Origin of the sequence: Luteimicrobium xylanilyticum (assembly GCF_009429125.1) — a bacterium.
GTDB classification, from domain to species: Bacteria; Actinomycetota; Actinomycetes; order Actinomycetales; family Cellulomonadaceae; genus Luteimicrobium; species Luteimicrobium xylanilyticum.
Map to the genome: position 1 here is coordinate 1,997,036 of NZ_CP045529.1, position 25,103 is coordinate 2,022,138.

A 25,103-nucleotide genomic window follows, 5' to 3' on the forward strand; every position below is an offset into this window, starting at 1 on the left:
CGCGACCAGGCGAGGGTCCGCCCCTACGATCGGACCCATGGACGGACCTTCAGGCCTCGACCTCGCCCGGGACAAGATGCGCGACGCGGGGGTGCCCGACGTCGCGATCAAGGTCTTCGAGCACGGCTACCACCTGCTCGAGGAGGGCGCGACGGGCATCCTCCCCGAGTCCGACGTCGAGCCGCTCACCGACGTCGCGGACGCGCACGACTTCGACGCGGAGCCCGACGACGCCGCCCGCGAGGCGCTGGGACGCACGGCGCTGATCAAGCTCAACGGCGGCCTAGGCACGTCGATGGGCATGGACCGGGCCAAGTCCCTCCTCCCGGTGCGGGGCGAGCTGACGTTCCTCGACGTCATCGCCCGGCAGGTCCTCGCGGCCCGCGAGGAGCACGGCGTCCGCCTCCCGCTCGTCCTCATGAACAGCTTCCGGACCCGCGACGACAGCCTCGCCGCACTCGAGCGCTACCCGGACCTCGCCGTCGACGGCGTGCCGCAGGACTTCCTGCAGAACCGCGAGCCGAAGCTGCTCGCCGACGACCTCACCCCCGTCGAGTGGCCCCAGGACCCGAGCCTCGAGTGGTGCCCGCCGGGGCACGGCGACCTGTACACCGCCCTGCAGAGCTCGGGCGTCCTCGACGCGCTCCGCCAGGCCGGCTTCCGGTACGCCGCGGTGTCCAACGCGGACAACCTGGGCTCGGCACCGTCGGCGGCGATGGCGGGCTGGTTCGCCTCGACGGGCGCCGGCTTCGGCGCCGAGGTGGCGCGCCGGACGCCGGCCGACCGCAAGGGCGGTCATCTCGTCGTCCGGGCGTCGGACCATCGGATCGTGCTGCGCGAGACGTCCCAGGTGGCCGACGACGACAAGGACGCCGCGTCGGACATCGAGCGCCACGCGTTCTTCAACACCAACAACCTGTGGCTCGACCTCGACCGCCTCGCCGCCCTGCTCGAGGAGAAGGGTGGCGTGCTGCCGCTCCCGCTCATCCGCAACGAGAAGACGGTGGACCCCTCCGACGGGTCCTCGCCGCGCGTGATCCAGATCGAGACCGCGATGGGCGCGGCCATCGAGCTGTTCGACGACGCCGCGGTGATCGAGGTCGGGCGCGAGCGCTTCCTGCCCGTCAAGACGACCGACGACCTGCTGAGGCTGCGCTCGGACGTCTACGCGCTCGGCGACGACGGCACGCTGCGCGCGACCGTCCCGGAGCCGGAGATCACGCTCGACCCGGAGCACTACCGCACGGTCGGCGCGTTCGACGCGCACTTCCCGCACGGCGTCCCTTCGCTCGTGCTCGCCGAGTCCTTGACCGTCGAGGGCGACTGGACGTTCGGGGACCGGGTCTCGGTCGTCGGTCCGGCCCGGCTCACGGCCCCCGACGACGGCGCACCCGCGACCGTGCCCGACGACGCCACCGTCGGGGGCGACGGCGTCGTCGAGCCGGAGGCGAAGCGCGACGTCCCGGTCGACCTGTCGGACCTCGACGGCGGCGTCACCGACGCCTGACGCGCTCAGTCCTCCTGGCGCGGGGGAGCGGACGCGCCACCCGGCGCGGCCTGCCCCGCGGGTGAGCCTTCCGTGGCGGCGCCCACGGCGACCGTCTCGGACTCTGCCGCGGCGCCGTCGGCGAGCCCCTGCGCGCCGTCGGGCCTCGGGGCCGCGACGGCCTCGCCGCGCGCGACCATGCCGGCGGTCTCCGACAGCTTGAGCTGCGGGAGGAAGAACGCCATCACGAGCGCGAGGACGCCGATCGGCACGAGGTACCAGAACGTCGGCGCGAGCGCATCCACGTAGGCGTTGAGCACGCCCGAGTGGATGGGCTCGGGGAGCTGCTTGACGCCGTCGGGCGTCACCGAGTCGGGGCTGAGGCCGGAAGACGCGCCACCAGCCTGAGTTGCCACGTCTTTCAGTCGCTCGATCAAGCGCGACTGGAAGATCGTGCCGACCACCGCGATGCCGAGCGTCGCGCCGATCTCGCGGAAGTACGAGTTCGCGCTGGTCGCGACGCCGATCTCGTGCGGGTCGACCGAGTTCTGGACCGCAAGGATGATGTTCTGCATCACGAGGCCGATACCCAGGCCGAAGACGAAGATCATCGCGCCGAACACGAACAGGCTCGTGTCGACGGCGAGCGTCGTGAGCCACGCCAGGTCCGCCGCGGCGATCGCCAGACCGACGATCGGGTACACGCGGTACTTGCCGCGCTTGGCGATCAGGGCACCGGACACGATCGCGGCGCCCATCATGCCGACCATCATCGGGATGAGGAGCAGGCCGGACGCCGTGACGCCCTCGCCCTTGACGATCTGCAGGTACGTCGGCAGGAACTGGATGGCCGCGAACATGCCGGCGCCGATCACGAAGCCGATCGCGGTGGTCAGGGTGAAGGTGCTGTTCTTGAAGAGCCGCAGCGGCAGGATCGGGTCCTCGGCACGCAGCTCGACCATGACGAACACCAGGGCGAGCACGACCGTGGCGACGACGGTCCCGAGCAGGCCCGGCGCCCCCCAGTCGTAGCCCTTCTCGTTGGCGAGACTCGGCCAGGACGCGGCGACGATGATGCCGGTGGTCGCGAGCGCCATGGTGACGGCGCCGAGCCAGTCGACGTGCTTGCTCGCGTGGTGCGAGGGCAGCTTGAGCGCCCTGTAGGCGACGACGAACGCGATGATGCCGATAGGGACGTTGATCCAGAAGCACCAGCGCCAGCCGGGGCCCTCGGTGAACCACCCGCCGAGGAGGGGGCCGGCGACGGCGGCGAGGCCGAAGATGCCGCCCATGGGGCCCATGTACTTGCCGCGGTCCTTCGCGGGGACGATGTCCGCGATGATCGCCATCGCGAGGATGGCGAGCCCGCCGCCGCCGACGCCCTGGAGTCCGCGGAAGAACACGAGCTCGCCGAACGACGTGGACATGCCGGCGCCGGCGGACGCGACCGTGAACACGCCGATGGCGACGAGGAACAGCCAGCGGCGGCCCCACACGTCACCGAACTTGCCGTAGAGCGGCATGACGATGGACATGGCGAGCAGGTAGGCGGTGGCGAGCCAGGCCTGGTGCTCGACGCCGTGCAGCTCGCCGACGATCGTCGGCATGGCCGTCGACACGATCATCTGGTCGAGCGAGGACAGGAACATCCCGGCGATGAGCGCGGAGAAGATGACCCAGATCGTGCGCTGGTTGAGCACGACGACGGGACCGGCGGGTTCCGGTGGGCCTGCGGCGGCCGCCTGGGCGGGTGGGACGGACTCGGTGGGGGAGGACAACGTGACTCCTGGGGTCGAGCGGGGGGCGGGGGTGAGGTTCGTGGCCGCGGGGAGGCGGCGTGGCGTCAGGTCGTGAACAGCTGTCCGAGCTGGTCGACGGCCGTCGGGAGGTGGTCGGCGAGCTCACCCTGCTCGCCGTTCACCGTCCAGAGCTGGTGGGTGAGCCGGACCAGCGAGACGACGAGGAACGCGCCGACCTCGCCGTCGAGCGACTGGTCGTCGAGGCCGAGCCGGGCGCGTCGGCGGAACAGGTCCGCCGTCGTCGTCATGGTCTGCTCGAACCGCCAGAGCTGGCGGGCGAGGAGGCGTGGCTCGCCGCGGACGAGCTCGCCCTTGCGGTGGATCTCGTCGTGCCGGAAGTCGTGCGCGGCGAGCACGGTACCCACGAGGGTGACGAGGTCGTCCAGGAGATTTCCGGAGGGGCCGCCGGCGGCGAAGCGCTCGCCCGCAGCGGGGTCGACGACGTCCTCGCTCCACCCGAGGGTGGCGTCCTCCTTGGTCTCGAAGTAGTTGAAGAAGGTGCGGCGGGCTACTCCGGCCCGTTCGCAGATGTCCTCGATTGTGGCGCCGTCGAGTCCGCGTTCGGCCACGAGGGTCTGCGCGGACGCGATGAGGGCGCGGCGGGTGGCGCGCTTCTTGCGTTCGCGCGTGCCGAGCGCGGGCTCGACGAGCTCAGCGGTGACAGGGGACATGCGTTAATTCTTGCACCCGGTGCACGTATGCACCGGGTGCATTTTTGCGCTCCACGCGGTGGCGTTCGTCACATGCGGCGGGTCGGTGCCTGCGGGCCGATCAGAGGTCGACGGCGTGCACTCCGGCCACGGCCGCGGCGACGAAGGACGCCGGGTCGCCCTCGAGCCCGCGTCCCATCGTCGACAGGCCGACGGGCGTCGTGCCCAGCGCGGCGAGGAGCGCGGCGTCGGCGGGCACGTCGACGAGCCGGTGCCCGGCGGGGGCGTCCGCGAGCGCCGCCGCCTGCTCGCGCACGCGCTCGGGCAGGCCAGCGGGCCAGGCGGAGGCGACGTCGGCGTCGGGCGTGGGCACCGGGACGTCCGCGGGGGCGAGGGCGACGCGCCCGTAGGCGGTCAGCGAGTGGTGGGAGACGCCGCGGTGCCTGTCGCGGGCGTCGGCGCCCGACACGCGGAGCGAGGCGACAGCCTGGCCGCCGAGGGTGGCCGTGGCGTTCACGGCCTCGCCTGCGGCGACGCCCGAGAACCCCCACCGGGTGCCCGTGCCGAGGTTCCCGGGTCCCTGCGTGACGACGACGAGGTCCGCGCCCGCCACGTGGCGGGCCGCGAGGAGCCCGGTGTGCACGGTGACGGCCTCGAGGTCGCCGCCGAAGGCCTGGCCGACGGTGATGCACGCGTCGAGCCAGCCGGCCTCGCGCAGCCCGGCGACGGTGCGGGAGAAGGCGGCGGGCAGCGCGCCGCCGTCGGTCATGACGTACACGGCGCGGGGCGGACGGCGGCCGGCCCGGGCTGCGGCGTGCCGGGCGCCGGCGAGGACGGCGGGCAGTGCGGAGTGCAGGTCGGCGACGACGACGGGCAGGCCGGCCAGGTCGTCGGCGTCCCGCAGGGCGTCGTGGTGCTCGGACTCCTGCTCGTCGACGCCGAGGACGAGGGTCTGCAGCGGCGTGTAGCGGGCCTTGACGAGGTGGCCGGGGCCGGGCGGCGGGTCGGCGGGGAGGTCGTCTGCGGGTGCGACGACGAGCGCGTACCCGCCCGTCCCGAGGCCGCGGCGCAGAGCGCCGACGTTGAGGAGCACGCGCGAGCCCGGCGCGGGCTCGCCCACCAGGTGCGTGTACGCGAGCGCCCGGACGTCTGGCTCGGCCCGGTGGTCACGGTCGTCGGCGGCGGCGTCCCGAGGGTCGTCGCCGGTCAGCCGGACCGTCATCTCGAGCGCGCCGGGCCAGCTCCGCCCGTGCGACACCACCGTCCCCGAGCGCCACGTGATCACACGGCAACGCTACAGGCCAGTAGCGTGGTGCCGATGCCCTCCCAGATCCCGCCGGCCGAACGCCTGCTGAACCTCGTCATCGCGCTCGTGAACGCGCCGTCGTCGATGAGCAAGCAGCAGGTGCGCACGTCCGTGGCCGGGTACGGGGACGCCCCGTCGCCCGACGCTTTCGAGCGGATGTTCGAGCGTGACAAGGACACGCTGCGCGAGCTCGGGATCCCTGTGCTCACCGTGGACGCGGGAGGGCACAGCGACGACGTCGGCTACCGGGTCGACCTCGACGCGTACACGCTGGCGCCCGTGGCCCTGACGTCGGCCGAGCTGGGCGTGCTGTCGCTGGCGGCACAGTTCTGGCAGGACAAGACCCTGCGCACGGACACCGCCCGCGCGCTGACGAAGCTGCGGGCCGCGGGTCGGGGCGACCCGGGGGCGGGCGACGCCGGGACCGACGCGGTCGCGGGGCTGACCCCGCGCGTGCGTGCCGCGGGGCGCGCGTTCGGTCCGCTCCTCGACGCGATCCAGGACCGCCGGCCCGTGCGGTTCACGTACCGGGCGGCGTCGACGGGGGAGGTGCGCGAGCGTGAGGTCGAGCCGTGGCGGCTGGCTGCGCGGCGTGGCGGCTGGTACGTCCTCGGGCGTGACCGGGACCGCCGGGCGCCGCGCGCGTTCCGGCTGAGCCGGATCGAGGGGAACGTGCGCGCGAGCGGGGCCCCCGGGGCGTTCGAGCCGCCGGCCGAGGTGGACGTGGACGCCTTCCTGTCGGGGCGCGGGGGGCAGGAGCGTGTTGCGCGCCTCGCGGTCGTGCCCGAGCGGGCGGGCGCCGTCCGCGCGCGGGCCGTCCGACCGGAGCCGGCGTGGGCCGACCCGGCCGAGGACCCGGTGGCCGACGGGCGCGACGTCCTGGCCGTCCCGTTCACGAGCCTCGGCGGCTTCGCCTCGGAGCTCGCGGGGTACGCGGACGCGGTGGTGGTGCTGGATCCGCCGGACCTGCGCGACGCCGTCGTCGCACGCCTGCGCACGGCCGCGGGCCTCGACCCGGTGGAGGACGGCGAGCAGGACGGAGCGGGGGTGGACCGTGGCTGAACGGGCCGACGAGCGCCTGGTGCGCCTGCTGGGGATGGTCGCGTACCTCGACGCGGCGGGGGCGGTACCGGTCGACGAGCTGGCCGAGCGCTTCGGCGTCTCGCCGCAGCAGGTGCTGCTGGACGTCGACGCGCTGTGGGTGTCGGGGACGCCGGGCTACTGGCCCGACGACCTGCTCGACTTCGACGCGGGTGCGCTCGAGCAGGGCGTCGTGCGGCTGGTCGAGGCCCGTGGGATGACGCGCCCCCTGCGCCTGGGCACCCGGGAGGCCGTGGCGCTGGTCGCGGCCCTGCGCGCGCTGCGCTCCGCGGTCGCGACCGTCGGGCCCGCCGGGCGCTCCGTCGTCGACTCGGCGCTCGAGAAGCTCACCGACGCGACGGGCGAGGCCGCTGCTGCCGTCGACGTGGAGCTCGCCCTCGAGGGCGACCCGGCCGTGGCCGCGACCGTGCGCGACGCGCTCGTGCGGGGGCGCCGGCTGCGGATCCGCTACGTGACCGCGGCGGACGTCTCGAGCGAGCGCGACGTGGACCCGCTGCGGCTCGTCACCGAGGACGAGCACTCCTACCTGCTCGCCTGGTGCTACCGCTCCAGCGACCAGCGCACGTTCCGGCTCGACCGGATCCTCGAGGCCGAGGTCCTGTCCGAGCCGGTCGCGGGGCACGACGACGCACGCGGCGTCGAGCGGGTGGCGTTCGTCCCGGACGAGTCCGCCGAGCTCGTGACGGTCGTCTTCGACTCGCAGGCCCGCTGGGTGGCCGAGGAGGTGCCGGTCGAGTCCGTGCGCAACCGTGACGACGGGACGTTCGAGGTCACGCTGCGCGTCGCCGACCCCGTCTGGCTGCGGCACCTGCTCCTGCAGCAGGCGCGGCACGTGCGGTCGGTCACCCCGTCGTGGCCCGCGGTCGACGTGGCCGAGGCGGCGCGTGCCGCGCTCGGCGCCTACGCTCGGCTGGGGTTGAACACCGACGACGAGGGCGAGGCTGGGGCATGACCGTGTGGACGCTCGTGTGGTGGGTCCTCGCGCTCGGAGCGGTGGCCACGTTCGCGCTGGTCGGGCTGCGCCTGTGGCGCTCGGGCAAGGCCCTGTTCGCCGAGCTGTCGGCCGCCGGACGGGCGTTCGAGGACCTGTCGCGCAGCATCGACGCCGCGGTCGCCGCGCAGCAGGCGGCACAGACCGGGATCCGGCCCACGCTCTTCGACGACCCCGCCGAGCACCGGGCACGGCTCCTGACCCTGCGGCTCGAGCGGGAGGACCGCAAGGCGCGGCGGAAGGCCTCGCACCGGGCGACGTACGAACGCTGGGACGAGTTCAACCGCTGACCCGGTCCGACGCGTCGTTGACCTGCGCGGCCACGCATGTGCCCGGACGCCCCCGCACAGGCCCTACGATGGGACGAGCGGTCCGGCGAGGAGGCCGCGACGGACGGGGTCGGTCCCGCCCGTCGATCCATCAGGGAGTGGTGTCGCTGTGAAGCCCTGGCACGTCATCGTCTTGCTCGTCGTCGTGCTGCTCTTGTTCGGGGCGCGTCGTCTGCCGGACCTCGCGAAGAGCGTCGGCCAGTCGATGAAGATCTTCAAGAACGAGGTCAAGGACCTGGCCGACGACTCCGACGCGGCCAAGCCCCAGGCCCCGGCCCAGCCCGCCGTGCTGCCGCCGGCGGCGCAGGCCCCCGCGCAGCCGGCCACCCCGGCTCAGCCCGCGCCCGCGCCCGGGCTCCTGTACGAGCGTGAGCCTCACGTCGCCCCGGCGACGGACTCTGTCGCGTCCCCGAAGGACGACGCGACGCCGCCGAGCTGACGGTGGCGCGCAGCTCACGCCGCGCCAACCCCGAGGGGCGGATGCCCCTGCTCGCGCACCTGCGCGAGCTGCGCAAGCGTGTCGTGCTCGCGGCCCTCGGCCTCGTGGTCGGTGCCGTCGTCGGGTGGTTCTGCTACACACCGGTCTTCGAGGCCCTCCAGCGTCCCCTGCTCGACGCTGCGGCCGAGGCGGGCAAGGACGTCCGCCTCAACTTCACGGGGCTCGCGAGCGCCCTGGACATGCAGATCAAGGTCTCGCTGTTCCTGGGCGTCCTGATCACGAGCCCGTGGTGGCTGTACCAGCTGTGGGCGTTCGTGACGCCGGGGCTCACGCGCAAGGAGCGGCGCTACGCCGTCGGGTTCCTCGGGGCGGCGGTGCCGCTCTTCGCGGGAGGCGCGTACATGGCGTGGCTCATGCTGCCCCGCGCCGTGACGATCCTCACCGACTTCGTGCCGGACGGCGCGAGCAACCTCACCGACGCGCAGGGCTACCTGAGCTTCGTGATGCGGCTCATCCTCGCGTTCGGCATCGCGTGCGTCCTGCCGGTCGTGCTGGTCGCGCTGAACTTCGTGGGGCTGGTCAGCGCCCGCGCGCTGCTGGCGGGGTGGCGCTGGGCCGTGTTCCTCGTGTTCCTCTTCTCGGCGGTCATGACGCCGACCCCGGACGCCATCACGATGATCATCGTCGCTATCCCCATGTGCCTGCTGTACTTCGCCGCCGTCGGGGTGGCCGCGGTGCACGACCGACGTGTCGCCCGCGAGCAGGCCGAGCGGCTCGCCGCGTGAGCCACCGAGCTCTCGGCGTCGTCGTGAACCCGACGGCGGACCGGGGGCACGCCGACCGGGCCGGGGTCCGCACGCTCGCCCGGCTGCGTGAGCAGGGGCACCACGTCCGTGAGCTGTCCGGCACGAGCTTCGACGACGCCCTGGCTCGCGCCCGGGCCGCCGTCGCGGACGGCCTGGACGCGCTCGTGGTCGTCGGCGGCGACGGCATGGTGCACCTGGGGGCGAACGCCTGCGCGGGCACGGGCACACCGCTCGGGATCATGGCCGCCGGGTCCGGCAACGACTACGCGCGCGCCCTGGGCCTGCCCGTCCGGGACACCGACCGGGCCGTCCGGGTGCTCCTCGACGCGCTCGACACCGGCGCCCGCGTCGTCGACGCCGCACGCGTGACGTCCGACGACCCCGACGAGGAGCCGCGGTGGTTCTGCGGCGTGCTGTCTGCGGGGCTCGACGCGGCCGTCAACGCCCGCGCGAACACGATGCGCCGCCCCCGCGGACGCGCGAGGTACGCGGTCGCCGCGCTGCGGGAGCTGGCCCGGTTCCGGCCCTTCGGCTACCGGGTCACGATCGAGTCCCGCACCGGCGCGGGCAGCACGGTCACGTCCGTCTGGGAGTCGCCCGGGACGCTCGTCGCGGTCGCGAACGGGCCCGCGATCGGCGGCGGCATCCGCATCGCACCCGACGCGCTCGTCGACGACGGCGACCTCGACCTCGTGCTCGCCGGCCCGCTGTCCCGGCACGGCGCGCTGCGCGTCTTCCCGCTGACCTACGCGGGCAGGCACGTGGGGCACCCGGTCGTGGACGTGCGCCGCGTCGTCCGGGTCCGGCTCGAGCCCACGGACGACGGCGTCCCGCCACCGCCCGCGTTCGCCGACGGGGAGCTCGTCGGGACGCTGCCGCGCGAGGTCCACGTCGTCCCGGGGGCGCTGCGCGTCCTCGCGGCGCGTCCCGCCTGAGGGCGCCCCGCCGCGTCGTCGTCGCACCGTAGGCTGGCCGTATGGCCGCTGCCCCCGACCGCACGACCGCCTCGCACCGCCGTCCGGACCGCCCCGACCCGGGGGAGACCCTGTCTCCCGCGGAGCGTTACGCGGCGTCCCGTGAGCGCGAGGCCCGCCGGCGGGCACGCGGCGACCGGGCCTGGCCCGAGCTCGAGGAGTTCCGCGAGCTGGTCGGCTTCACGCTCGACGACTTCCAGGTGCGCGGCTGCGAGGCCCTCGAGGAAGGGCGCGGCGTGCTCGTCGCGGCCCCCACCGGGGCGGGCAAGACGGTCGTCGGGGAGTTCGCCGTCCACCTGGCCGTGACGTCCGGACGCAAGGCGTTCTACACCACCCCCATCAAGGCGCTGTCGAACCAGAAGTACAACGACCTGGTCCGCCGGTACGGCGCCGAGCGGGTGGGCCTGCTGACCGGGGACACCACCATCAACGGCGAGGCTCCCGTGGTCGTGATGACCACCGAGGTGCTCCGCAACATGCTGTACGCGGGCTCGCGCACGCTCGACGGGCTCGCGTTCGTCGTGATGGACGAGGTGCACTACCTCGCCGACCGGTTCCGCGGACCGGTCTGGGAAGAGGTCATCATCCACCTCGCCGACGACGTCCAGCTGGTCTCCCTGTCGGCGACCGTGTCCAACGCCGAGGAGTTCGGCGAGTGGCTCGAGATGGTCCGGGGCGACACCGCCGTGGTCGTCTCCGAGCACCGGCCGGTGCCGCTGTGGCAGCACGTGCTCGTGGGTCGGGGTTCGGGCGGGGGCCCCGCGGCGACGCCGCGCCTGCTGGACCTGTACGCGGGCTCGGTGGACCCCACCGACCCGGGCGTGAACCCGCCGATCAACCCCGAGCTCATGGCGGTGTTCCGGTCCGCCCGCGGTCCGGAGAGCGACCCGCGGCGCGGCCGTCGGGGGCCGGGGGACCGCGGCTACCGGGGCCGCGGGGGCGGCCCGCGGGGAGGGATCGGCCGGCGCGGGGCGCCGCGCTTCGCGGTCGTCGACGCCCTCGACGAGGACGGACTCCTGCCCGCGATCTACTTCATCTTCTCCCGTGCGGGCTGCGAGGACGCCGTCGGGCAGTGCCTCGCGGCCGGGCTGCGGCTGACCTCGCCGCAGGAGGAGGCCGAGATCCGCCTCGTCGTGGAGGAACGCTCCGCGACGATCCCCGGCGAGGACCTCGAGGTCCTCGGCTACCACTCCTGGGTCGAGGCGCTGGCGCGCGGGATCGCCGCGCACCACGCCGGCATGCTGCCGCTGTTCAAGGAGACCGTGGAGGAGCTGTTCAGCCGCGGGCTCGTCAAGGTCGTGTTCGCGACCGAGACCCTGGCGCTGGGGATCAACATGCCCGCGCGCTCGGTCGTCCTGGAGAAGCTCGTCAAGTGGGACGGCTCGCAGCACGTCGACGTCACGCCCGGGGAGTACACCCAGCTCACGGGGCGCGCGGGGCGGCGCGGGATCGACGTCGAGGGGCACGCGGTCGTCGTGGACCACCACGGGCTCGACCCCGTCGCCCTCGCCGGGCTGGCGTCCAAGCGCCTGTACCCGCTGCGCTCGAGCTTCCACCCGACGTACAACATGGCGGTCAACCTCGTCGCGCAGGTGGGGCGCGACAGGGCGCGCGAGGTCCTGGAGACGTCGTTCGCCCAGTTCCAGGCCGACCGCGGCGTCGTCGGGCTCGCCAAGCAGGCCCAGGCGCACGCCGAGGCGCTGCAGGGTTACGAGAAGGCCATGACCTGCGACCGCGGCGACTTCGCGGAGTACCTCGGGATCCGGCGGCAGATCTCGGCGCGCGAGGCCGAGCTGTCGCGGGCCGCGTCCGCGAACCGGCGCGCCGAGGTCGCGGCCGCCTTCGAGAAGCTGCGCACCGGGGACGTGGTCGAGGTGCCGTCCGGGCGCCGCGCGGGCTACGTCGTGGTGGTGGACCGCGGCCGCGGCGGGGGCTTCGACGGCCCCAGCCCGACGGTCCTGACGAGCGAGGGCCGCGCCAAGCGGCTCACGCTCGCCGACGCGCCCGCGGGCATCGCCGTCGTCGGGACCGTGCGCGTCCCGAAGGGCTTCAACGCCCGCAACGCCCGGCACCGCAAGGACCTCGTCTCCTCGATGCGCAACGCGCTCGCCGACGGGCGCACCCCGCCCGGCGCGCAGCGGCGGGGCGCGAACCGGCGCGGCCGGGGAAGCACGGCCGCCGACGACGCCGAGCTCGCCCGCCTGCGCGCAGCGCTCCGGGCCCACCCGTGCCACTCCTGCCCCGACCGCGACGACCACGCACGCTGGGGCGAGCGCTACGAGCGGCTCGCAGGCGAGCACCGCGCCCTGGTGCGGCGCATCGAGTCCCGCACCGGGTCGATCGCGAAGGTCTTCGACCGGACCTGCGACGTGCTCCTCGAGCTCGGCTACCTCGCCGCCGACGAGGGTCGCGGCCCGGGCGAGCTCCGGGTGACCCGCGACGGGCGCTGGTTGCGCCGCCTGTACGCCGAGAACGACCTGCTGCTGGCCGAGTGCCTGCGCCGGCACGCGTGGGACGACCTGGACGCCGCGGGGCTCGCCGCGGCCGTCTGCGGGGTCGTGTACGACGGTCGGCGCGACGACGGCGCCGAGCCGTACGTCCCGGGGGGCCCGGACGGGCGCCTGGCCCGTGCGCTCGAGGCGACGACCCGGATCTGGTCGCGCCTGGGCGACCTCGAGGCCACGCACCGCATCGACGCGACCCGCAGGCTCGACCTCGGGCTCGTCGCCGCCGTGCACCGGTGGGCGAACGGGCGCCGGCTCGACACGGTCCTGCAGGGCTCCGAGATCGCGGCCGGCGACTTCGTGCGCTGGTGCAAGCAGGTCGTGGACGTGCTGGACCAGATCGCGCAGGCAGCGCCGAGCTCGGCGCTGCGGGACACCGCCCGCGACGCGCAGCACGCGATCCTGCGGGGCGTCGTGGCGTACTCGTCCGTCTGACGTCCACCGGCGGGGGCGGATAGGGTCGGGTCCCGTGACCTCGATCCTGTACCGGGGCGGCGTCGTCCACTCGCCCCAGGACCCCTTCGCCGAGGCCGTGCTCGTCGACGACGGCGTCGTCGCGTGGGTCGGCGCGAACGACACCGCGGACGGCTTCGCGGCCCGCGCCGACCGCGTCGTCGAGCTCGACGGCGCCCTCGTGACCGCGGCGTTCGTCGACGCGCACGTGCACGTCCTGGAGACGGGTCTGGCGGCCGTCGGTGTGGACCTCGGCGTGGCCGCCGGGGTCACGTCGCCCGCGGACGCGCTCGCCCGCCTGCACGACGCCGCCGCGGACCTGGACGCCCGGTCCGGCGAGGTGCTCCTCGCCCACGGCTGGGACGACAGCGCGTGGGGCGACGCCGGCCCCTTCACGCGCGCCGACCTCGACGCCGCGTGCGGCGGCGCCCCCGTCTACGCGGCCCGGGTCGACTCCCACTCGGCGGTCGTGAGCACGAGCCTCGCCGAGCGCTCCGGGGCGATCGGCGTGCCGGGCTGGTCCGACGACGGCCTCGTCCGAGAGCAGGCCTACGACCGGGTCCGCGCGGTCGCCCGTGACCTCGCGCCCGTGCGCCGCACCGCGTTGTACCGCGCGGTCCTGGCGGAGGCCGCCCGGCGGGGGATCGTGGCGGTGCACGAGATGAGCACGCCCGCGGCGGACACGCGCGCGGGCCTTCGGGAGCTGCTCGCGCTCACGGCGGACGCCGGGTCGGCCCTGCCGCTCGTGGTCGGGTACCGGGGCGAGCTGTGCTCCACGCCCGACGACGCCCGCGCGCTGCTCGCCGACGTGCCCGGCCTGACGGGCATCGGGGGAGACCTGACGATCGACGGCTCGTTCGGGTCCCGCACGGCCGCCGTCCGTTCGCCCTACCGGGACGCCCCCGACCAGGGCACGGGGACGCTGTTCCTCGACGCGCAGGAGATCTGCGACCACCTCGCCGCGGTGGCCGCGGCGGGCGTCCCGGGCGGCTTCCACATCATCGGCGACCGCGGCATGGACGAGTTCCTGCTCGGTCTCGAGATCGCGGCCGACGTGCACGGGCAGCAGTCCGTGGCCGCGGGCCGGCACCGGATCGAGCACGCGCTGCTCGTGGATGCCAAGGCCCTCGCCGCGATGCTCGTGTTCGGGCTCAGCCTGAGCGTCCAGCCCTCGTTCGTGACCGCGTGGGGCGGCCCCGACGGCATGTACGCCGAGCGCCTGGGAGCGACCCGCGCGGCCGACCTGAGCCCGCTCGCGGACCTCGCGGCGTCGGGCGTGCCGCTGGCCTTCGGCTCCGACACCCCGGTGACGGCGCTCGACCCGTGGGCGGGTGTGCGCGGGGCCGTGTTCCACCCGGTGCCCGAGCAGCGGCTGTCGGCCCGTGCCGCGTTCAACGCGCACACGCGCGGCGGCTGGCGGATCGCGGGCCTGGACGGGACGGGCGCGGGGCAGCTGCGCGTGGGTGCGCCCGCGCATCTCGCGGTCTGGGACGCCCAGCACCTGACCGTGCAGGCCGCCCCCGGCAGCATGTCGTCGTGGAGCGCGGAGGCCCGTGCCGGTACCCCTCTGCTGCCTGACCTGGACCCCGAGCTCCCCACGCCGCACTGCCTGCAGACGGTCCGCGCGGGCGTCGTCGTGCACGACGAGCTCGGCTGAGCGTTCCGATGCCCTGTTCCTCTTGTCGGTGGGGAGGGGAGCGGGTTAGGTTCGGAGGGTGTGCAGGCCTGGGGGTCCCGGCGGAGGCGGCCACAGCGGGGGTTCCCGCCACGTCCCGCCCGGAACGGCTCGCAGAGCTCAGGTCGGCTCGCGCGTTCAGTAGAAAACGTGCACGACGGGTGGCAGTCGTGCACGGCACGAAGGACGCGCGAGCCGGCCGGCATCTCGGTCGCCGTCCTGCCGCTGGGCGCCCACCTCGGTGACGTACCCTTCACGGGTGCCACGCTCGTCGCCCGTTCCCGCCCCGGGCCGGATCCTCTCGCTCCTCCTCGCCGCGGCCGGTGGCGCAGCCCTCTTCCTCTCCTTCCCCGACGCCGACGTCTGGGGTCTGGTCTTCGTCGCGGTCGCGCTCCTCTACGTGGCGCTGCAGCGCCGCGGCCTGTGGTGGAACGCGCTGGTGGGTCTCGTGTTCGGGCTGGCGTTCTTCCCGGCGCACCTGTGGTGGTCGAACATCGCGGCCGGCGTCGTCGCGTGGATCGCGCTGAGCGTCGCGTCGGCGCTGTTCCTCGCGCTCCTCGGGGTGGCCTGGAGCCTGGCGCGGGGGCTGCGTGCCCTGTCCCGGGCGGGCTGGTGGGACGCGGTCGCGTTCCCGGTCCTGTTCGTCGGCGTCGAGGCGTTCCGCTCCGCGTGGCCGTGGGGCGGCTTCCCGTGGGGGCGGTTGGCCTTCACCCAGGTCGACTCCCCGGTCGGGCGCCTCGCACCGCTCGGCGGGACGGTCGGGGTGTCGTTCGTGGTCGCCGTCGTCGGGACGCTGCTCGGGATCGTGGTGCTGCGCGCCGTCCGGCTGCGGGTCCTCGGGGTGGTCGTCGGCACGGCGGTAGCCTTCGTGCTGGTCGTGGCCCCGCTGTCCGTCGGGCTCGACGTGCTCCCGCAGGACGGCGAGCTCAAGGTCGGGATGGTCCAGGGCAACGTGTCCAAGCCGGGCGCGAGCGCGTTCGACAACGCGGGCGAGGTGCTGCGCAACCACCTGGCGGGGACGTACGACCTCCTCGACAAGGTCCAGCCCGGTGACCTCGACATGGTGATCTGGCCGGAGAACGGCTCGGACTACGACCCGCAGCAGTACAAGGACGTCGGCGACGCGATCACGTCCGCCGCGAAGGCCGTGGGCGCGCCGATCCTGGTCGGTGCGCAGGAGTACCCGAAGACGGGCGGCCGGTACAACGTGTCGCTCCTGTGGGACCCCGACAAGGGCGTGATCGACCGGTACGTCAAGCAGCACCCGGTCCCGTTCGGGGAGTACATCCCGCTGCGCAGCTTCGTGTCGCACTTCTCGGCCTCGGTCGACGAGGTGCAGACCGACATGCTCCCCGGCCACGGCCCCGCGATCATGGAGCTCCCCTCCACCCGGCTGGGACGCGACGTCCCGTTCTCGACGGTGATCTGCTTCGAGGTCGCGTACGACTCGATCGTCGAGCAGTCCGTGAAGCTCGGGTCCGAGGTCCTGCTCGTCCAGACGAACAACGCGTCCTTCGGGTACACCGCGGAGTCGACGCAGCAGCTCGAGATGACCCGGTTCCGCGCGATGGAGACCGGGCGCGCGGCCGTGCAGGCGTCCACGGTCGGCGTGAGCGCGGTCGTGTCGCCGAGCGGGATCGTCCTGCAGCGCACCGGGCTGTTCGAACCCGCGCAGCTGGTGGCCGACCTGCCGCTGCGCACGAGCATCACCCCGGCCGTCCGGGCGGGTGAGTGGCCGGCGCGTGCGGTGGGCACGGTTGCGGTGCTCCTCGTGATCGGTGGGATGATCGGCTCCCTGCGTCGCGCGCTCGCGCGGCGCCGTCTTCCCGGCGAGAGGTAGGAACTCAGCGTGTCCCGTGGCTCCCGTGTGCTGGTCGTGACCCCGACGTACGACGAGCGCGACTCGCTGCCCGTGACGTACGAGCGCCTGCGCAAGGCGGTGCCCGACGCGGACTTCCTCGTCGTCGACGACGGCAGCCCCGACGGAACCGGCGAGATCGCCGACGGCTGGGCCGAGACGGACGACGCCGTGCACGTGCTGCACCGCAGCGGCAAGCAGGGCCTCGGGACCGCGTACATCGCGGGGTTCCGGTGGGCGCTCGAGCGGGGCTACGACGTCGTCGTCGAGATGGACGCGGACGGGTCGCACCGGCCGGAGGACCTGCCTCGGTTGCTCGCGGCGCTGGAGGACCCGGCCGTGGACGGCGTCGTCGGATCGCGCTGGGTGCCGGGCGGGCGGGTCGTGAACTGGCCGGTGCACCGCGAGGTGCTCTCGCGCGGCGCCAACACGTACACGCGTCTCGCGATGGGGATCGGCGTGCACGACGCCACGGGCGGGTTCCGCGCGTACCGGGCGGCGACGCTCAAGGCGATCGACCTCGACACGGTGTCCTCGCAGGGCTACTGCTTCCAGGTGGACATGACGTGGCGGATCCTGCGGTCCGGGGGCCGGATCGTCGAGGTCCCGATCACGTTCGTCGAGCGGGAGGCGGGCACGTCGAAGATGAGCGGGAACATCGTCGGCGAGGCGCTGGTCAACGTGACCCGGTGGGGCGCGGAGCACCGGCTCGAGCAGCTGCGCGCGCTCGTCGGGGGTCGCCGGGCCTGACGGCCCTGACGAGGACGAGCGAGGCCGCCCGACGACGAAGGCTCCCGACCCAGCGTGGCTCGGGAGCCTTCGTCATGAGGCGGGTCGCCGGTGCCGGCGCCCCGCTCAGGCGCTGCGGCGCAGCTTGCCGGCCCGCAGGAGCTCGAGCCGCTCGTCGAGGAGCTCCTCGAGCTCCTTGATCGTGCGGCGCTCCAGGAGCATGTCCCAGTGGGTGCGCTGCGGCTTGGTGGCCTTCGCCTCGGGGCGCTCGGCGTCGCGCAGGAGCGCCTCCTCGCCGCATCGGCACTCCCACGTCGGGGGCACCTCGGCCTCGACCGAGAACGGAAGGATGATGGTGTGCCCGTTGGGGCAGTCGTAGTGCGCCTGGAACCGGGGCGCGAAGTCGACGCCCTCGTCGGACTCCATGCTCTTCGCGCCGATGCTCATGCCGCGCAGCGAGCGGTCTGCCATGTCGTCCTCCAAATGGTGGGGTGTCGTGTCGTCGTGTGCGGGCTGGGTCGGGCCCGCGGGTGCGGCCCTGGCCGTGGTGCGGCCGGACAGCACAAGCTTCTGAGGATACCAACCCGTAACACTGCCGGAGTGTTCCGTCCGATGCACGTCGGGCCGTGAAGGTCCCGTGAAGGACCGCTCCGCAGGCGGCGGACGGCGTCGTCGGGCCGAACCCGGACCCGCCCCGCTCGCGCACTCGGCCGCCGTCGTGACGCGACGGCGTGGCAGGATCGCAGGGTGGCCACCACGAGGGACGAGGACCGGCGCGCCACGCTCGTGCTGCTGCGCCGGGTGCGGGACCGGATCGACCGGGAGTACGCGCAGCCGCTCGACGTCGAGGAGCTCGCGCGGGGCGCCCACATGTCCGCCGGGCACCTGAGCCGCCAGTTCAAGGCGGCGTTCGGCGAGTCCCCGTACAGCTACCTCATGACCCGCCGGATCGAACGCGCCATGGCGCTCCTGCGCCGCGGCGACCTCACCGTCACCGACGTGTGCTTCGCCGTCGGGTGCTCGTCGCTCGGGACGTTCAGCAGCCGGTTCACGGAGCTCGTCGGGGTCCCGCCCAGCACGTACCGGGACCAGCAACGGCAGGCCACGGAAGGCATGCCGTCGTGCGTCGCGAAACAGGTCACCCGACCCGTCCGGAATCGAGAAGCAACGACGGGGGCGCACCCGTAGCGTGACCGTCATGGACATCACGATTCACTCCGCCATGCTCCCGCAGGACGACCCCGACGCCGCCCTCGCGTTCTACCGGGACGCGCTGGGGTTCGAGGTCCGCGACGACGTCGAGTACAAGGGCATGCACTGGATCACAGTCGGCCCCGCCGGGCAGCCCGAGACGTCGATCGTCCTCTACCCGCCCGAGGCCACCCCCGGCATCACCGACGACGAGCGCCGCGCCATCACCGAGATGATGGCCAAGGGCACCTTCGCGTCCATCAACCTCGCCACCCCCGACCTCGACGCGTTCTTCGACCAGGTCCAGGCCCACGACGCCGAAGTCGTCCAGGAACCCACCGACCAGCCCTACGGCGTGCGGGACTGCGCGTTCCGCGACCCCTCCGGCAACCTCGTCCGCGTCCAGCAGGCGGCCCGATGACACAGGTCGCCGACAGCCACGACCGGATCCGGGTCCACGGCGCACGCGTCAACAACCTCAAGGACGTCTCCGTCGAGCTCCCCAAACGACGGCTCACCGCGTTCACCGGGCTCTCCGGGTCCGGCAAGAGCTCCCTCGTGTTCGGGACCGTCGCCGCCGAGTCGCAACGCCTCATCAACGAGACCTACAGCGCCTTCCTCCAAGGCTTCATGACCACCGTCGCCCGCCCCGACGTCGACGTCCTCGACGGCCTGACCACCGCCATCGTCGTCGACCAGGAACGCCTCGCCGCCAACCCCCGCTCCACCGTCGGCACCGTCACCGACGCCAACGCCCTCCTGCGGATCCTGTTCAGCCGCCTCGGCCGACCCCACCTCGGCTCCCCGCAGGCCTACTCCTTCAACGTCGCATCCGCGAGCGGCGCCGGCGCCATCACCGTCGAACGCGGCGCCGCGACCGCCAAGCAGCGCGCCGAGTTCCACGTCGTCGGCGGCATGTGCCCCCGCTGCGAAGGCCGCGGCACCGTCCAGGACTTCGACCTCACCGCCCTGTACGACGACGCCAAGTCCCTCAACGAGGGCGCCCTCACCATCCCCGGCTACTCCATGGACGGGTGGTACGGCCGCATCTACCGCGGCGCCGGGTACTTCGACCCCGACACCCCCATCAGGGACTTCACGAAGCGTCAGCTCCACGACCTCCTGTACAAGGAACCCACCCGGATCAAGGTCGACGGCATCAACGTCACCTACGAGGGCCTCATCCCCAAGATCACCAAGTCGATGCTCGCCAAGGACGTCGACGCCATGCAGCCCCACATCCGCGCCTTCGTCGAACGCGCCGTCACCTTCGCCACCTGCCCCGCGTGCCACGGCACCCGCCTGAGCGAAGGCGCCCGATCCTCGAAGATCGGCGGCGTCAGCATCGCCGACGCCTGCGCCATGCAGATCAGCGACCTCGCCACCTGGGTCCGCGGCCTCCACGAACCGTCCGTCGCGCCACTCCTCGGGGCGCTCGCGGACACGCTCGACTCGTTCGTCGGGATCGGGCTCGGGTACCTGAGCCTCGACCGCTCCTCGGGGACGCTGTCCGGGGGAGAGGCGCAGCGCACCAAGATGATCCGGCACCTCGGGTCCGCGCTCACGGACGTCACGTACGTGTTCGACGAGCCGTCCGTCGGGCTGCACCCGGCCGACATCGTCCGCATGAACGACCTCCTGCTGCAGCTGCGGGACAAGGGCAACACGGTGCTCGTCGTCGAGCACAAGCCCGAGATGATCGCGATCGCCGACCACGTCGTCGACCTCGGCCCGGGCGCCGGGAGCGCCGGCGGGCAGATCGTCTACGAGGGCACGGTCGACGGCCTGCGCACGAGCGGCACCTTGACCGGGAAGCACCTCGACGACAGGGCGACGCTCAAGACGTCGGTGCGGGCGCCGTCGGGCACGCTGGAGATCCGGGGCGCGAGCACGCACAACCTGCAGGGCGTGGACGTCGATGTGCCGCTCGGGGTGCTCGTCGTCGTGACCGGCGTCGCCGGGTCGGGCAAGAGCTCGTTGATCACGGGATCCGTCGTCGGGCGGGACGGCGTCGTGCACGTCGACCAGACCGCGATCCGTGGGTCGCGCCGCAGCAACCCCGCGACCTACACCGGTCTCCTCGAGCCGATCCGCAAGGCGTTCGCGAAGGCCAACGGCGTCAAGCCCGCCCTGTTCAGCGCGAACTCCGAGGGCGCGTGCCCCACGTGCAACGGCGTCGGCGTCGTCTACACCGACCTCGGGATGATGGCCGGCGTCGCGACAGTGTGCGAGGAGTGCGAGGGCAAGCGGTTCCAGGCCTCCGTGCTCGAGTACCGGCTCGGCGGGAAGGACATCAGCGAGGTCCTCGCGCTGTCCGCCGCCGACGCCGAGGAGTTCTTCTCGACGGGCGAGGCACGCGTGCCCGCGGCGCACACCGTCCTCGAACGGATCACCGACGTCGGGCTCGGTTACCTCACCATCGGTCAGCCCCTCACCACGCTGTCCGGCGGGGAGCGCCAGCGGCTCAAGCTCGCGACGCACCTGGGGGACAAGGGCGGGGTCATCGTCCTCGACGAGCCCACCACGGGCCTGCACCTCGCGGACGTCGCACAGCTCCTCGGGCTGCTCGACCGGATCGTCGACTCCGGCAAGTCCGTCGTCGTGATCGAGCACCACCAGGCCGTCATGGCGCACGCCGACTGGATCGTCGACCTCGGGCCGGGTGCCGGGCACGACGGCGGCCGCGTCGTCTTCGAGGGCACGCCCGCCGACCTCGTCGCCGGGCGGACCACGCTGACGGGAGAGCACCTCGCCGACTACGTCGGCGCCTGACGAGAGGGACATCGTGGAACCCACCACCGTCGCCGAGATCCTGGACCGGCCGCTCAGCCGCGAGCTCTTGGCCCGCGACCTGACCCGGCTCGCGTACGTCGCCGCCGACGGGACGCCCCGCAACGTGCCTATCGCGTTCAGCTGGAACGGGACCGAGATCGTCATGTGCACGCCGCCGAACGCCCCGAAGCTCGCGGCGCTCCGCGCCCACCCGGCCGTAGCCCTGACCATCGACACCGAGGTCCACCCGCCCGCGATCCTCCTGATCCGCGGGCGGGCCGAGCTCGACCGGGTCGACGGCATCCCCGCCGAGTTCCTCGAGGCGAACACGACCTACGAGATGACGCCCGAGCAGCGCGTCGAGTGGGAGGCCGGGGTGCGCGCCCTGTACACCGACGGGATGGTCCGGGTCGTCGTGACCCCGACGTGGGCGAAGCTCATCGACTTCGAGACGACCCTGCCCAGCGCCGTCGAGGAGCTCGTCCGACGCCAGGCGGGGCAGTAGCGCGACCTCAGGGCTCGAGCCGGTGCAGGTCCCGGGGGAACAGCGTGACCTCCCTGACGTTCGAAGCGCCGACGAGCCGCGAGACCCACCGTTCCAGCCCGATCGCGAAGCCACCGTGCGGCGGCATGCCGTGGGCGAACGCCTCGAGGTACGCCGCGAACGCCGCCGGTGCTTCGCCCCGCGCCCGGAGCGCGCTCACGTAGTCGGGGTGCCGGTGCAGACGTTGTCCGCCGGTGACGAGCTCGACGCCGCGGAACAGCAGGTCGAAGCTGTTGCTCCACGGGCCGCCCTCGAACCGCGCACCCGTCCAGGGGTGCGTGTAGAACGGTCGCTTGCGCAGCGGGTATCCCTCGACGGCGAGCAGGTCGCTGCCGAGCTCCTCGCGCGCCCACGTGCCCAGCGCCCGCTCGTGCTCGGGAGCCAGGTCGGGCTGGTCCGGTGGCGCGCCGACCCGCCGGAGCGCCTCGGCGAAATGGATCACCGGGATCTCGGCCGGGACGACGGGAAGCTGTAGCCCGAGACGATCGACGGCGCCGGCCGCGTGCGTGCGGACGCCGTCGAGCATCCCGACGAGCACCACACGCAGCAGCTCGAGCACGTCCCGGTGGTCGCGGACGAAACCGAGCTCGACGTCGAGCGACACGTACTCGGCCAGGTGTCGGACGGTGTCGTGCGGCTCCGCCCGGAAGACCGGCGCCACCTCGTAGACCCGCTCGAAGACGCCCACGAGCTGCTGCTTGTAGAACTGCGGGCTCTGCGCGAGATACCCGGTCCGCCCGAAGTAGTCGACGGGGAAGACGTTCGCCCCCGACTCCGTGGCGGTCCCCACGAGCTTGGGGGTCTGCACCTCGGTGAACCCGGCGTCGTCGAGCACCCGACGAAAGCCGCGGAGGCTCGCCGCAGCGATCTCCCACGCTGCGCGGCGGCGGGGATGACGCCAGGTCACAGCGGCGTGGTCGAGGACGGTGGGGAGCCCGGCCGAGAGAACCGGGCGCCAGAGCTCGATCGGTGGCGTCGCCGCCCGCTCCGACAGAAGCCTGATCCGTGGAGAGGTCACCTCGACGCCACCGCCCGCCTGCACGCTCGGCGTGACGCGTCCCGTCACCTCGACGACGGTCTCCTCGGGCGGGAGGCCGCCGTCGGGCAGCTCGTCCGGACGCACGACGACCTGGGCGACGCCCGAACGGTCCCGGAGCAGCAGGAACGCCACGGTCGCGAGCTCACGACGACGATGGACGTGGCCCATCAGCGTCACGTCGGCGCCGGGTTCCGCGCCGGCGAGGTCGGCAGCGAGGGTGCGGGCGGGTACGGGTCGTCTCATCGTTCCTCCAGAGTGCGGAAGCCCTGGAGGTGTGGGCGGGGGCAAGGTCGCGGTGCCACCACACCTTCGCCGGCTGTGCTGCCCGGCCTCTCGTCGGTACGCCGCACGCGCGGGCGGTCGCCTGCCCGGGCCGCTGGTGCCCGGCCCGAGGGTCGTCACGCCTCACGCTCGCCACGCACGAGGCTAGAGCGGTCCGGCCACGGTGCCCAGCGAAAACCCTCGGCGGCCGCACCGGGCTAGCGTGAGCCCATGGTGACCACACTGCGCCTCGACAACGTCGGCATCGTCGTCGACGACATCGCCGCCACGACCGACTTCTTCACCGACCTCGGGTTCCAGGTCGTGGGGGAGACCACCGTCGAAGGGCCCTGGGTCGACCGGGTCGCCGGACTCGGTCATGTCCGGTGCCGTGTCGTCATGCTCCGCACCCCTGACGGCCACGGCCAGCTCGAGCTCAACCAGTACGAGACGCCGGTCGCCCACACTCCCGCCCCCTCGCCACCCAACACCGTCGGACTGCACCGCGTGGCACTGACCGTCGACGACGTGGACGCGGCCGTGGCCGTCGCTCGCTCCCACGGGGCCGAGCTGCTCGGCGACGTCGTCCAGTACGAGGACAGCTACCGGCTCTGCTACCTGCGCGGACCCGCAGGCATCGTCGTCATGCTCGCCGAAGAGCTCGCCTGACGCGCCGACACCGACCGCCAGCAGCTCACTCGGACCGGGCGTCCTGCGCTGTCCGCGACAGCAGGCAGAACTCGTTCCCCTCGACGTCCGCCAGCACGGTCCACGGGACGTCCAAGCCCTGCCCGACGTCGACGCGCCGCGCGCCGAGGGTGAGCAGCCGGTCGAGCTCGGCCTGCGTCGTCGTGCCGTCCGCTCGCAGATCGAGGTGCAGGCGGTTCTTCACGACCTTGCCCTCCGGGACCGAGGCGACGTCGATCGTCGGCCAGGACCTGTCGTCGGCGCCGATGCTGATCAGGTCGCCGTCGCGCTCGAGGACGCGCCAACCCAGCACGTCGCACCAGAAGGCGGCGACGAGCTCCGGGTCGGCGGCGTCGATGGCGATGGTGGTGATCCGACTGGTCATGGACCCATCCTGCGCGCCGGGTTCCGCCGCCCGCAGGTCAGGCCGGAAGAATTCGGTGGGTCGGTCGGCGACCCGGTGGTGTGATCAAGGCATGGCGACGACGCTGGACGATCCCGGGACGACCGACCTCGACGAGGCACTGACAGTACTGAGGAGCTGGCAGGACGACCGCACGCCGCTCCAGCTCCATCCGGGCGACGTCGCGTGGAGGGAGCGCGTCGGTCTCGGAGCGGCGGCCGCGGCTCTGCGCGTGTGGCGCCGCGAGGGGCGGATCCTCGCGCTCGGGATGCTCGACGCGCCCGACCTTCTCCGGTTGGCCATCGATCCGGAGGCGTTCCAGGACGAGGAGCTCGCGCGCCGCGTGGTCGACGACCTCGCCGACGAGGCGTGTGGCGTGCTGCCGGCGGGGGAGGCGTACCTCGAGACACCGAACGGCACCGTCCTGCACGACGTCGTGCTGACGGCAGGCTGGGAGCCGGGGGAGTCGTGGACCCCGTTGCGCCGTGACCTCGCCGAACCCGTGCCGGACCCAGGGCTTCGGATCGCCGTCGTCGAGCCGGAGGACGTTCACGACCGGGTTGCCGTCCATCGCGCATCGTTTCCTGGATCAACTTTTACAGAAGATGGGTGGCGCCTCGTGGCAGCCACGGGCGCCTACGACGACGCCCGGTGCCTCGTCGCGTACGACGACGCCGGCTCATCCGTCGCGGCGGCCACGGTGTGGTCGGCGGGGGAGGGCAGGCCCGGACTGCTGGAGCCCGTGGGCGTGCACAGCGACCACCGCGGGCACGGCTACGGCACCGCGATCAGCCTCGCGGCCGCGCGGGCGCTGCGAGAGCTCGGCTCGTCCAGCGCGATCGTGTGCACGCCGGCGTCCAACGTCGCGGCGGTCGCGACGTACCGAGCGGCGGGGTTCATCCCGGAGGATCTTCGCCTCGACGCAGCACGCGCCGCCGGCTGACAGAGCTGACGTCAACCGCCGACACTAGGGCGGTGACCGAGCCGCGTAACCCTGCCTCTCGCGAGGTCGGCGTCGCGGCACCGGACCGCCTCGTCGCCAGCTCTGACACCGCATCTCCGCGCGAGCTTGTTGGCAACTAGGCAAAGAAGATCAGGAAGCTTGA

The 25,103-nt window shown here is 73.4% G+C and carries 23 protein-coding genes; 17 read left to right on the forward strand and 6 right to left on the reverse strand.

Features of this window, described 5'->3' with window-relative positions; genetic code table 11:
- Positions 1–37 precede the first annotated feature (37 nt).
- Positions 38–1,507: a UTP--glucose-1-phosphate uridylyltransferase gene (locus KDY119_RS08850; protein WP_083890835.1), complete on the forward strand. Its 1,470-nt coding sequence runs from the start codon at positions 38–40 to the stop codon at positions 1,505–1,507.
- Between the two features lie 5 nt (positions 1,508–1,512).
- On the opposite strand, the gene KDY119_RS08855 is transcribed toward KDY119_RS08850, so the two are convergent.
- From KDY119_RS08855 to KDY119_RS08865, 3 genes are all read right to left on the reverse strand, one after another.
- Entirely contained in the window at positions 1,513–3,264 is a 1,752-nt protein-coding gene (locus tag KDY119_RS08855; RefSeq protein ID WP_083890834.1) for an MDR family MFS transporter, read from the reverse strand.
- Positions 3,265–3,329: 65 nt separating this feature from the next.
- Entirely contained in the window at positions 3,330–3,956 is a 627-nt protein-coding gene (locus KDY119_RS08860) for a TetR/AcrR family transcriptional regulator (protein WP_051136554.1), read from the reverse strand.
- Positions 3,957–4,056: 100 nt separating this feature from the next.
- Positions 4,057–5,220, reverse strand: coding sequence for a DUF3866 family protein (locus tag KDY119_RS08865; RefSeq protein WP_153022211.1), 1,164 nt, complete (start codon positions 5,218–5,220; stop codon positions 4,057–4,059).
- 33 nt (positions 5,221–5,253) lie between these two features.
- Between KDY119_RS08865 and KDY119_RS08870 the strand changes: the two genes are divergently transcribed.
- The 10 genes from KDY119_RS08870 to KDY119_RS08915 all read left to right on the forward strand — a co-directional run bounded on the left by KDY119_RS08870 (position 5,254) and on the right by KDY119_RS08915 (position 17,121).
- Positions 5,254–6,303 carry a helix-turn-helix transcriptional regulator gene (locus KDY119_RS08870; RefSeq protein ID WP_153022212.1) on the forward strand — a complete coding sequence of 350 codons (1,050 nt, stop codon included), beginning with the start codon at positions 5,254–5,256 and terminating at the stop codon, positions 6,301–6,303.
- On the forward strand, positions 6,296–7,294 hold the full coding sequence (locus tag KDY119_RS08875; protein WP_153022213.1) for a helix-turn-helix transcriptional regulator: 999 nt from the start codon (positions 6,296–6,298) through the stop codon (positions 7,292–7,294). The genes KDY119_RS08870 and KDY119_RS08875 overlap by 8 nt, the downstream gene beginning before the upstream one ends.
- Entirely contained in the window at positions 7,291–7,623 is a 333-nt protein-coding gene (locus KDY119_RS08880; protein WP_036950241.1) for a hypothetical protein, read from the forward strand. Before KDY119_RS08875 ends, KDY119_RS08880 begins: the two co-directional genes overlap by 4 nt.
- A 148-nt stretch (positions 7,624–7,771) precedes the next feature.
- Positions 7,772–8,101 (forward strand): Sec-independent protein translocase subunit TatA, encoded by a 330-nt coding sequence (tatA, locus tag KDY119_RS08885; protein WP_153022214.1) that lies wholly within the window; start codon positions 7,772–7,774, stop codon positions 8,099–8,101.
- A 41-nt stretch (positions 8,102–8,142) separates the two neighbouring features.
- Positions 8,143–8,886: a twin-arginine translocase subunit TatC gene (gene tatC / locus KDY119_RS08890; protein WP_036944220.1), complete on the forward strand. Its 744-nt coding sequence runs from the start codon at positions 8,143–8,145 to the stop codon at positions 8,884–8,886.
- Entirely contained in the window at positions 8,883–9,842 is a 960-nt protein-coding gene (locus KDY119_RS08895; RefSeq protein WP_153022215.1) for a diacylglycerol/lipid kinase family protein, read from the forward strand. Before tatC ends, KDY119_RS08895 begins: the two co-directional genes overlap by 4 nt.
- A gap of 41 nt (positions 9,843–9,883) precedes the next feature.
- The gene (locus KDY119_RS08900; RefSeq protein ID WP_153022216.1) at positions 9,884–12,820 is read left to right on the forward strand and encodes a DEAD/DEAH box helicase; all 2,937 of its coding nucleotides are present in this window, start codon (positions 9,884–9,886) and stop codon (positions 12,818–12,820) included.
- A gap of 34 nt (positions 12,821–12,854) precedes the next feature.
- Positions 12,855–14,495, forward strand: coding sequence for an amidohydrolase (locus KDY119_RS08905; RefSeq protein WP_153022217.1), 1,641 nt, complete (start codon positions 12,855–12,857; stop codon positions 14,493–14,495).
- A 277-nt stretch (positions 14,496–14,772) separates the two neighbouring features.
- A complete protein-coding gene (lnt, locus tag KDY119_RS08910; protein ID WP_051136553.1) occupies positions 14,773–16,353 on the forward strand; it encodes an apolipoprotein N-acyltransferase in 1,581 nt (526 codons plus the stop codon).
- Positions 16,354–16,362: 9 nt separating this feature from the next.
- A complete protein-coding gene (locus KDY119_RS08915) occupies positions 16,363–17,121 on the forward strand; it encodes a polyprenol monophosphomannose synthase (RefSeq protein WP_036950228.1) in 759 nt (252 codons plus the stop codon).
- Between the two features lie 105 nt (positions 17,122–17,226).
- On the opposite strand, the gene KDY119_RS08920 is transcribed toward KDY119_RS08915, so the two are convergent.
- Entirely contained in the window at positions 17,227–17,571 is a 345-nt protein-coding gene (locus KDY119_RS08920; RefSeq protein ID WP_036950226.1) for an RNA polymerase-binding protein RbpA, read from the reverse strand.
- Positions 17,572–17,847: 276 nt separating this feature from the next.
- Here KDY119_RS08920 and KDY119_RS08925 point away from each other — a divergent pair, with 276 nt between their 5' ends.
- The 4 genes from KDY119_RS08925 to KDY119_RS08940 are packed head-to-tail and all read left to right on the forward strand — an operon-like array spanning position 17,848 to position 21,568.
- Entirely contained in the window at positions 17,848–18,288 is a 441-nt protein-coding gene (locus tag KDY119_RS08925; protein ID WP_036950224.1) for a helix-turn-helix transcriptional regulator, read from the forward strand.
- 10 nt (positions 18,289–18,298) lie between these two features.
- Positions 18,299–18,712 (forward strand): VOC family protein, encoded by a 414-nt coding sequence (locus KDY119_RS08930; protein WP_036950969.1) that lies wholly within the window; start codon positions 18,299–18,301, stop codon positions 18,710–18,712.
- Positions 18,709–21,063, forward strand: coding sequence for an ATP-binding cassette domain-containing protein (locus KDY119_RS08935; protein WP_036950223.1), 2,355 nt, complete (start codon positions 18,709–18,711; stop codon positions 21,061–21,063). The genes KDY119_RS08930 and KDY119_RS08935 overlap by 4 nt, the downstream gene beginning before the upstream one ends.
- A 13-nt stretch (positions 21,064–21,076) precedes the next feature.
- On the forward strand, positions 21,077–21,568 hold the full coding sequence (locus KDY119_RS08940; RefSeq protein ID WP_036950221.1) for a pyridoxamine 5'-phosphate oxidase family protein: 492 nt from the start codon (positions 21,077–21,079) through the stop codon (positions 21,566–21,568).
- 7 nt (positions 21,569–21,575) lie between these two features.
- Here KDY119_RS08940 and aspS read toward each other — a convergent pair whose 3' ends face one another.
- Positions 21,576–22,889, reverse strand: a complete 1,314-nt coding sequence (aspS, locus tag KDY119_RS08945; protein WP_036950219.1) for an aspartate--tRNA(Asn) ligase — start codon at positions 22,887–22,889, stop codon at positions 21,576–21,578.
- Positions 22,890–23,138: 249 nt separating this feature from the next.
- Here aspS and KDY119_RS08950 point away from each other — a divergent pair, with 249 nt between their 5' ends.
- Positions 23,139–23,576, forward strand: a complete 438-nt coding sequence (locus KDY119_RS08950; RefSeq protein ID WP_036950217.1) for a VOC family protein — start codon at positions 23,139–23,141, stop codon at positions 23,574–23,576.
- Between the two features lie 25 nt (positions 23,577–23,601).
- On the opposite strand, the gene KDY119_RS08955 is transcribed toward KDY119_RS08950, so the two are convergent.
- Positions 23,602–23,979, reverse strand: a complete 378-nt coding sequence (locus tag KDY119_RS08955) for a VOC family protein (protein WP_036950215.1) — start codon at positions 23,977–23,979, stop codon at positions 23,602–23,604.
- A gap of 91 nt (positions 23,980–24,070) precedes the next feature.
- On the opposite strand from KDY119_RS08955, the gene KDY119_RS08960 reads away from it, so the two are divergent.
- Positions 24,071–24,940: a GNAT family N-acetyltransferase gene (locus tag KDY119_RS08960; RefSeq protein WP_153022218.1), complete on the forward strand. Its 870-nt coding sequence runs from the start codon at positions 24,071–24,073 to the stop codon at positions 24,938–24,940.
- Positions 24,941–25,103 lie beyond the last annotated feature (163 nt).

Excerpts from the sequence above, each read along its gene's own strand:
- tatC (WP_036944220.1), top strand. The coding sequence starts at position 8,143 with ATGCCCCTGCTCGCGCACCTGCGCGAGCTGCGCAAGCGTGTCGTGCTC.
- aspS (WP_036950219.1), bottom strand. The coding sequence starts at position 22,889 with ATGAGACGACCCGTACCCGCCCGCACCCTCGCTGCCGACCTCGCCGGC.
- KDY119_RS08900 (WP_153022216.1), top strand. The coding sequence starts at position 9,884 with ATGGCCGCTGCCCCCGACCGCACGACCGCCTCGCACCGCCGTCCGGAC.
- KDY119_RS08850 (WP_083890835.1), top strand. The coding sequence starts at position 38 with ATGGACGGACCTTCAGGCCTCGACCTCGCCCGGGACAAGATGCGCGAC.
- KDY119_RS08920 (WP_036950226.1), bottom strand. The coding sequence starts at position 17,571 with ATGGCAGACCGCTCGCTGCGCGGCATGAGCATCGGCGCGAAGAGCATG.
- KDY119_RS08955 (WP_036950215.1), bottom strand. The coding sequence starts at position 23,979 with ATGACCAGTCGGATCACCACCATCGCCATCGACGCCGCCGACCCGGAG.
- KDY119_RS08930 (WP_036950969.1), top strand. The coding sequence starts at position 18,299 with ATGGACATCACGATTCACTCCGCCATGCTCCCGCAGGACGACCCCGAC.
- KDY119_RS08870 (WP_153022212.1), top strand. The coding sequence starts at position 5,254 with ATGCCCTCCCAGATCCCGCCGGCCGAACGCCTGCTGAACCTCGTCATC.
- KDY119_RS08935 (WP_036950223.1), top strand. The coding sequence starts at position 18,709 with ATGACACAGGTCGCCGACAGCCACGACCGGATCCGGGTCCACGGCGCA.
- KDY119_RS08960 (WP_153022218.1), top strand. The coding sequence starts at position 24,071 with ATGGCGACGACGCTGGACGATCCCGGGACGACCGACCTCGACGAGGCA.
- KDY119_RS08950 (WP_036950217.1), top strand. The coding sequence starts at position 23,139 with ATGGTGACCACACTGCGCCTCGACAACGTCGGCATCGTCGTCGACGAC.
- KDY119_RS08860 (WP_051136554.1), bottom strand. The coding sequence starts at position 3,956 with ATGTCCCCTGTCACCGCTGAGCTCGTCGAGCCCGCGCTCGGCACGCGC.
- KDY119_RS08880 (WP_036950241.1), top strand. The coding sequence starts at position 7,291 with ATGACCGTGTGGACGCTCGTGTGGTGGGTCCTCGCGCTCGGAGCGGTG.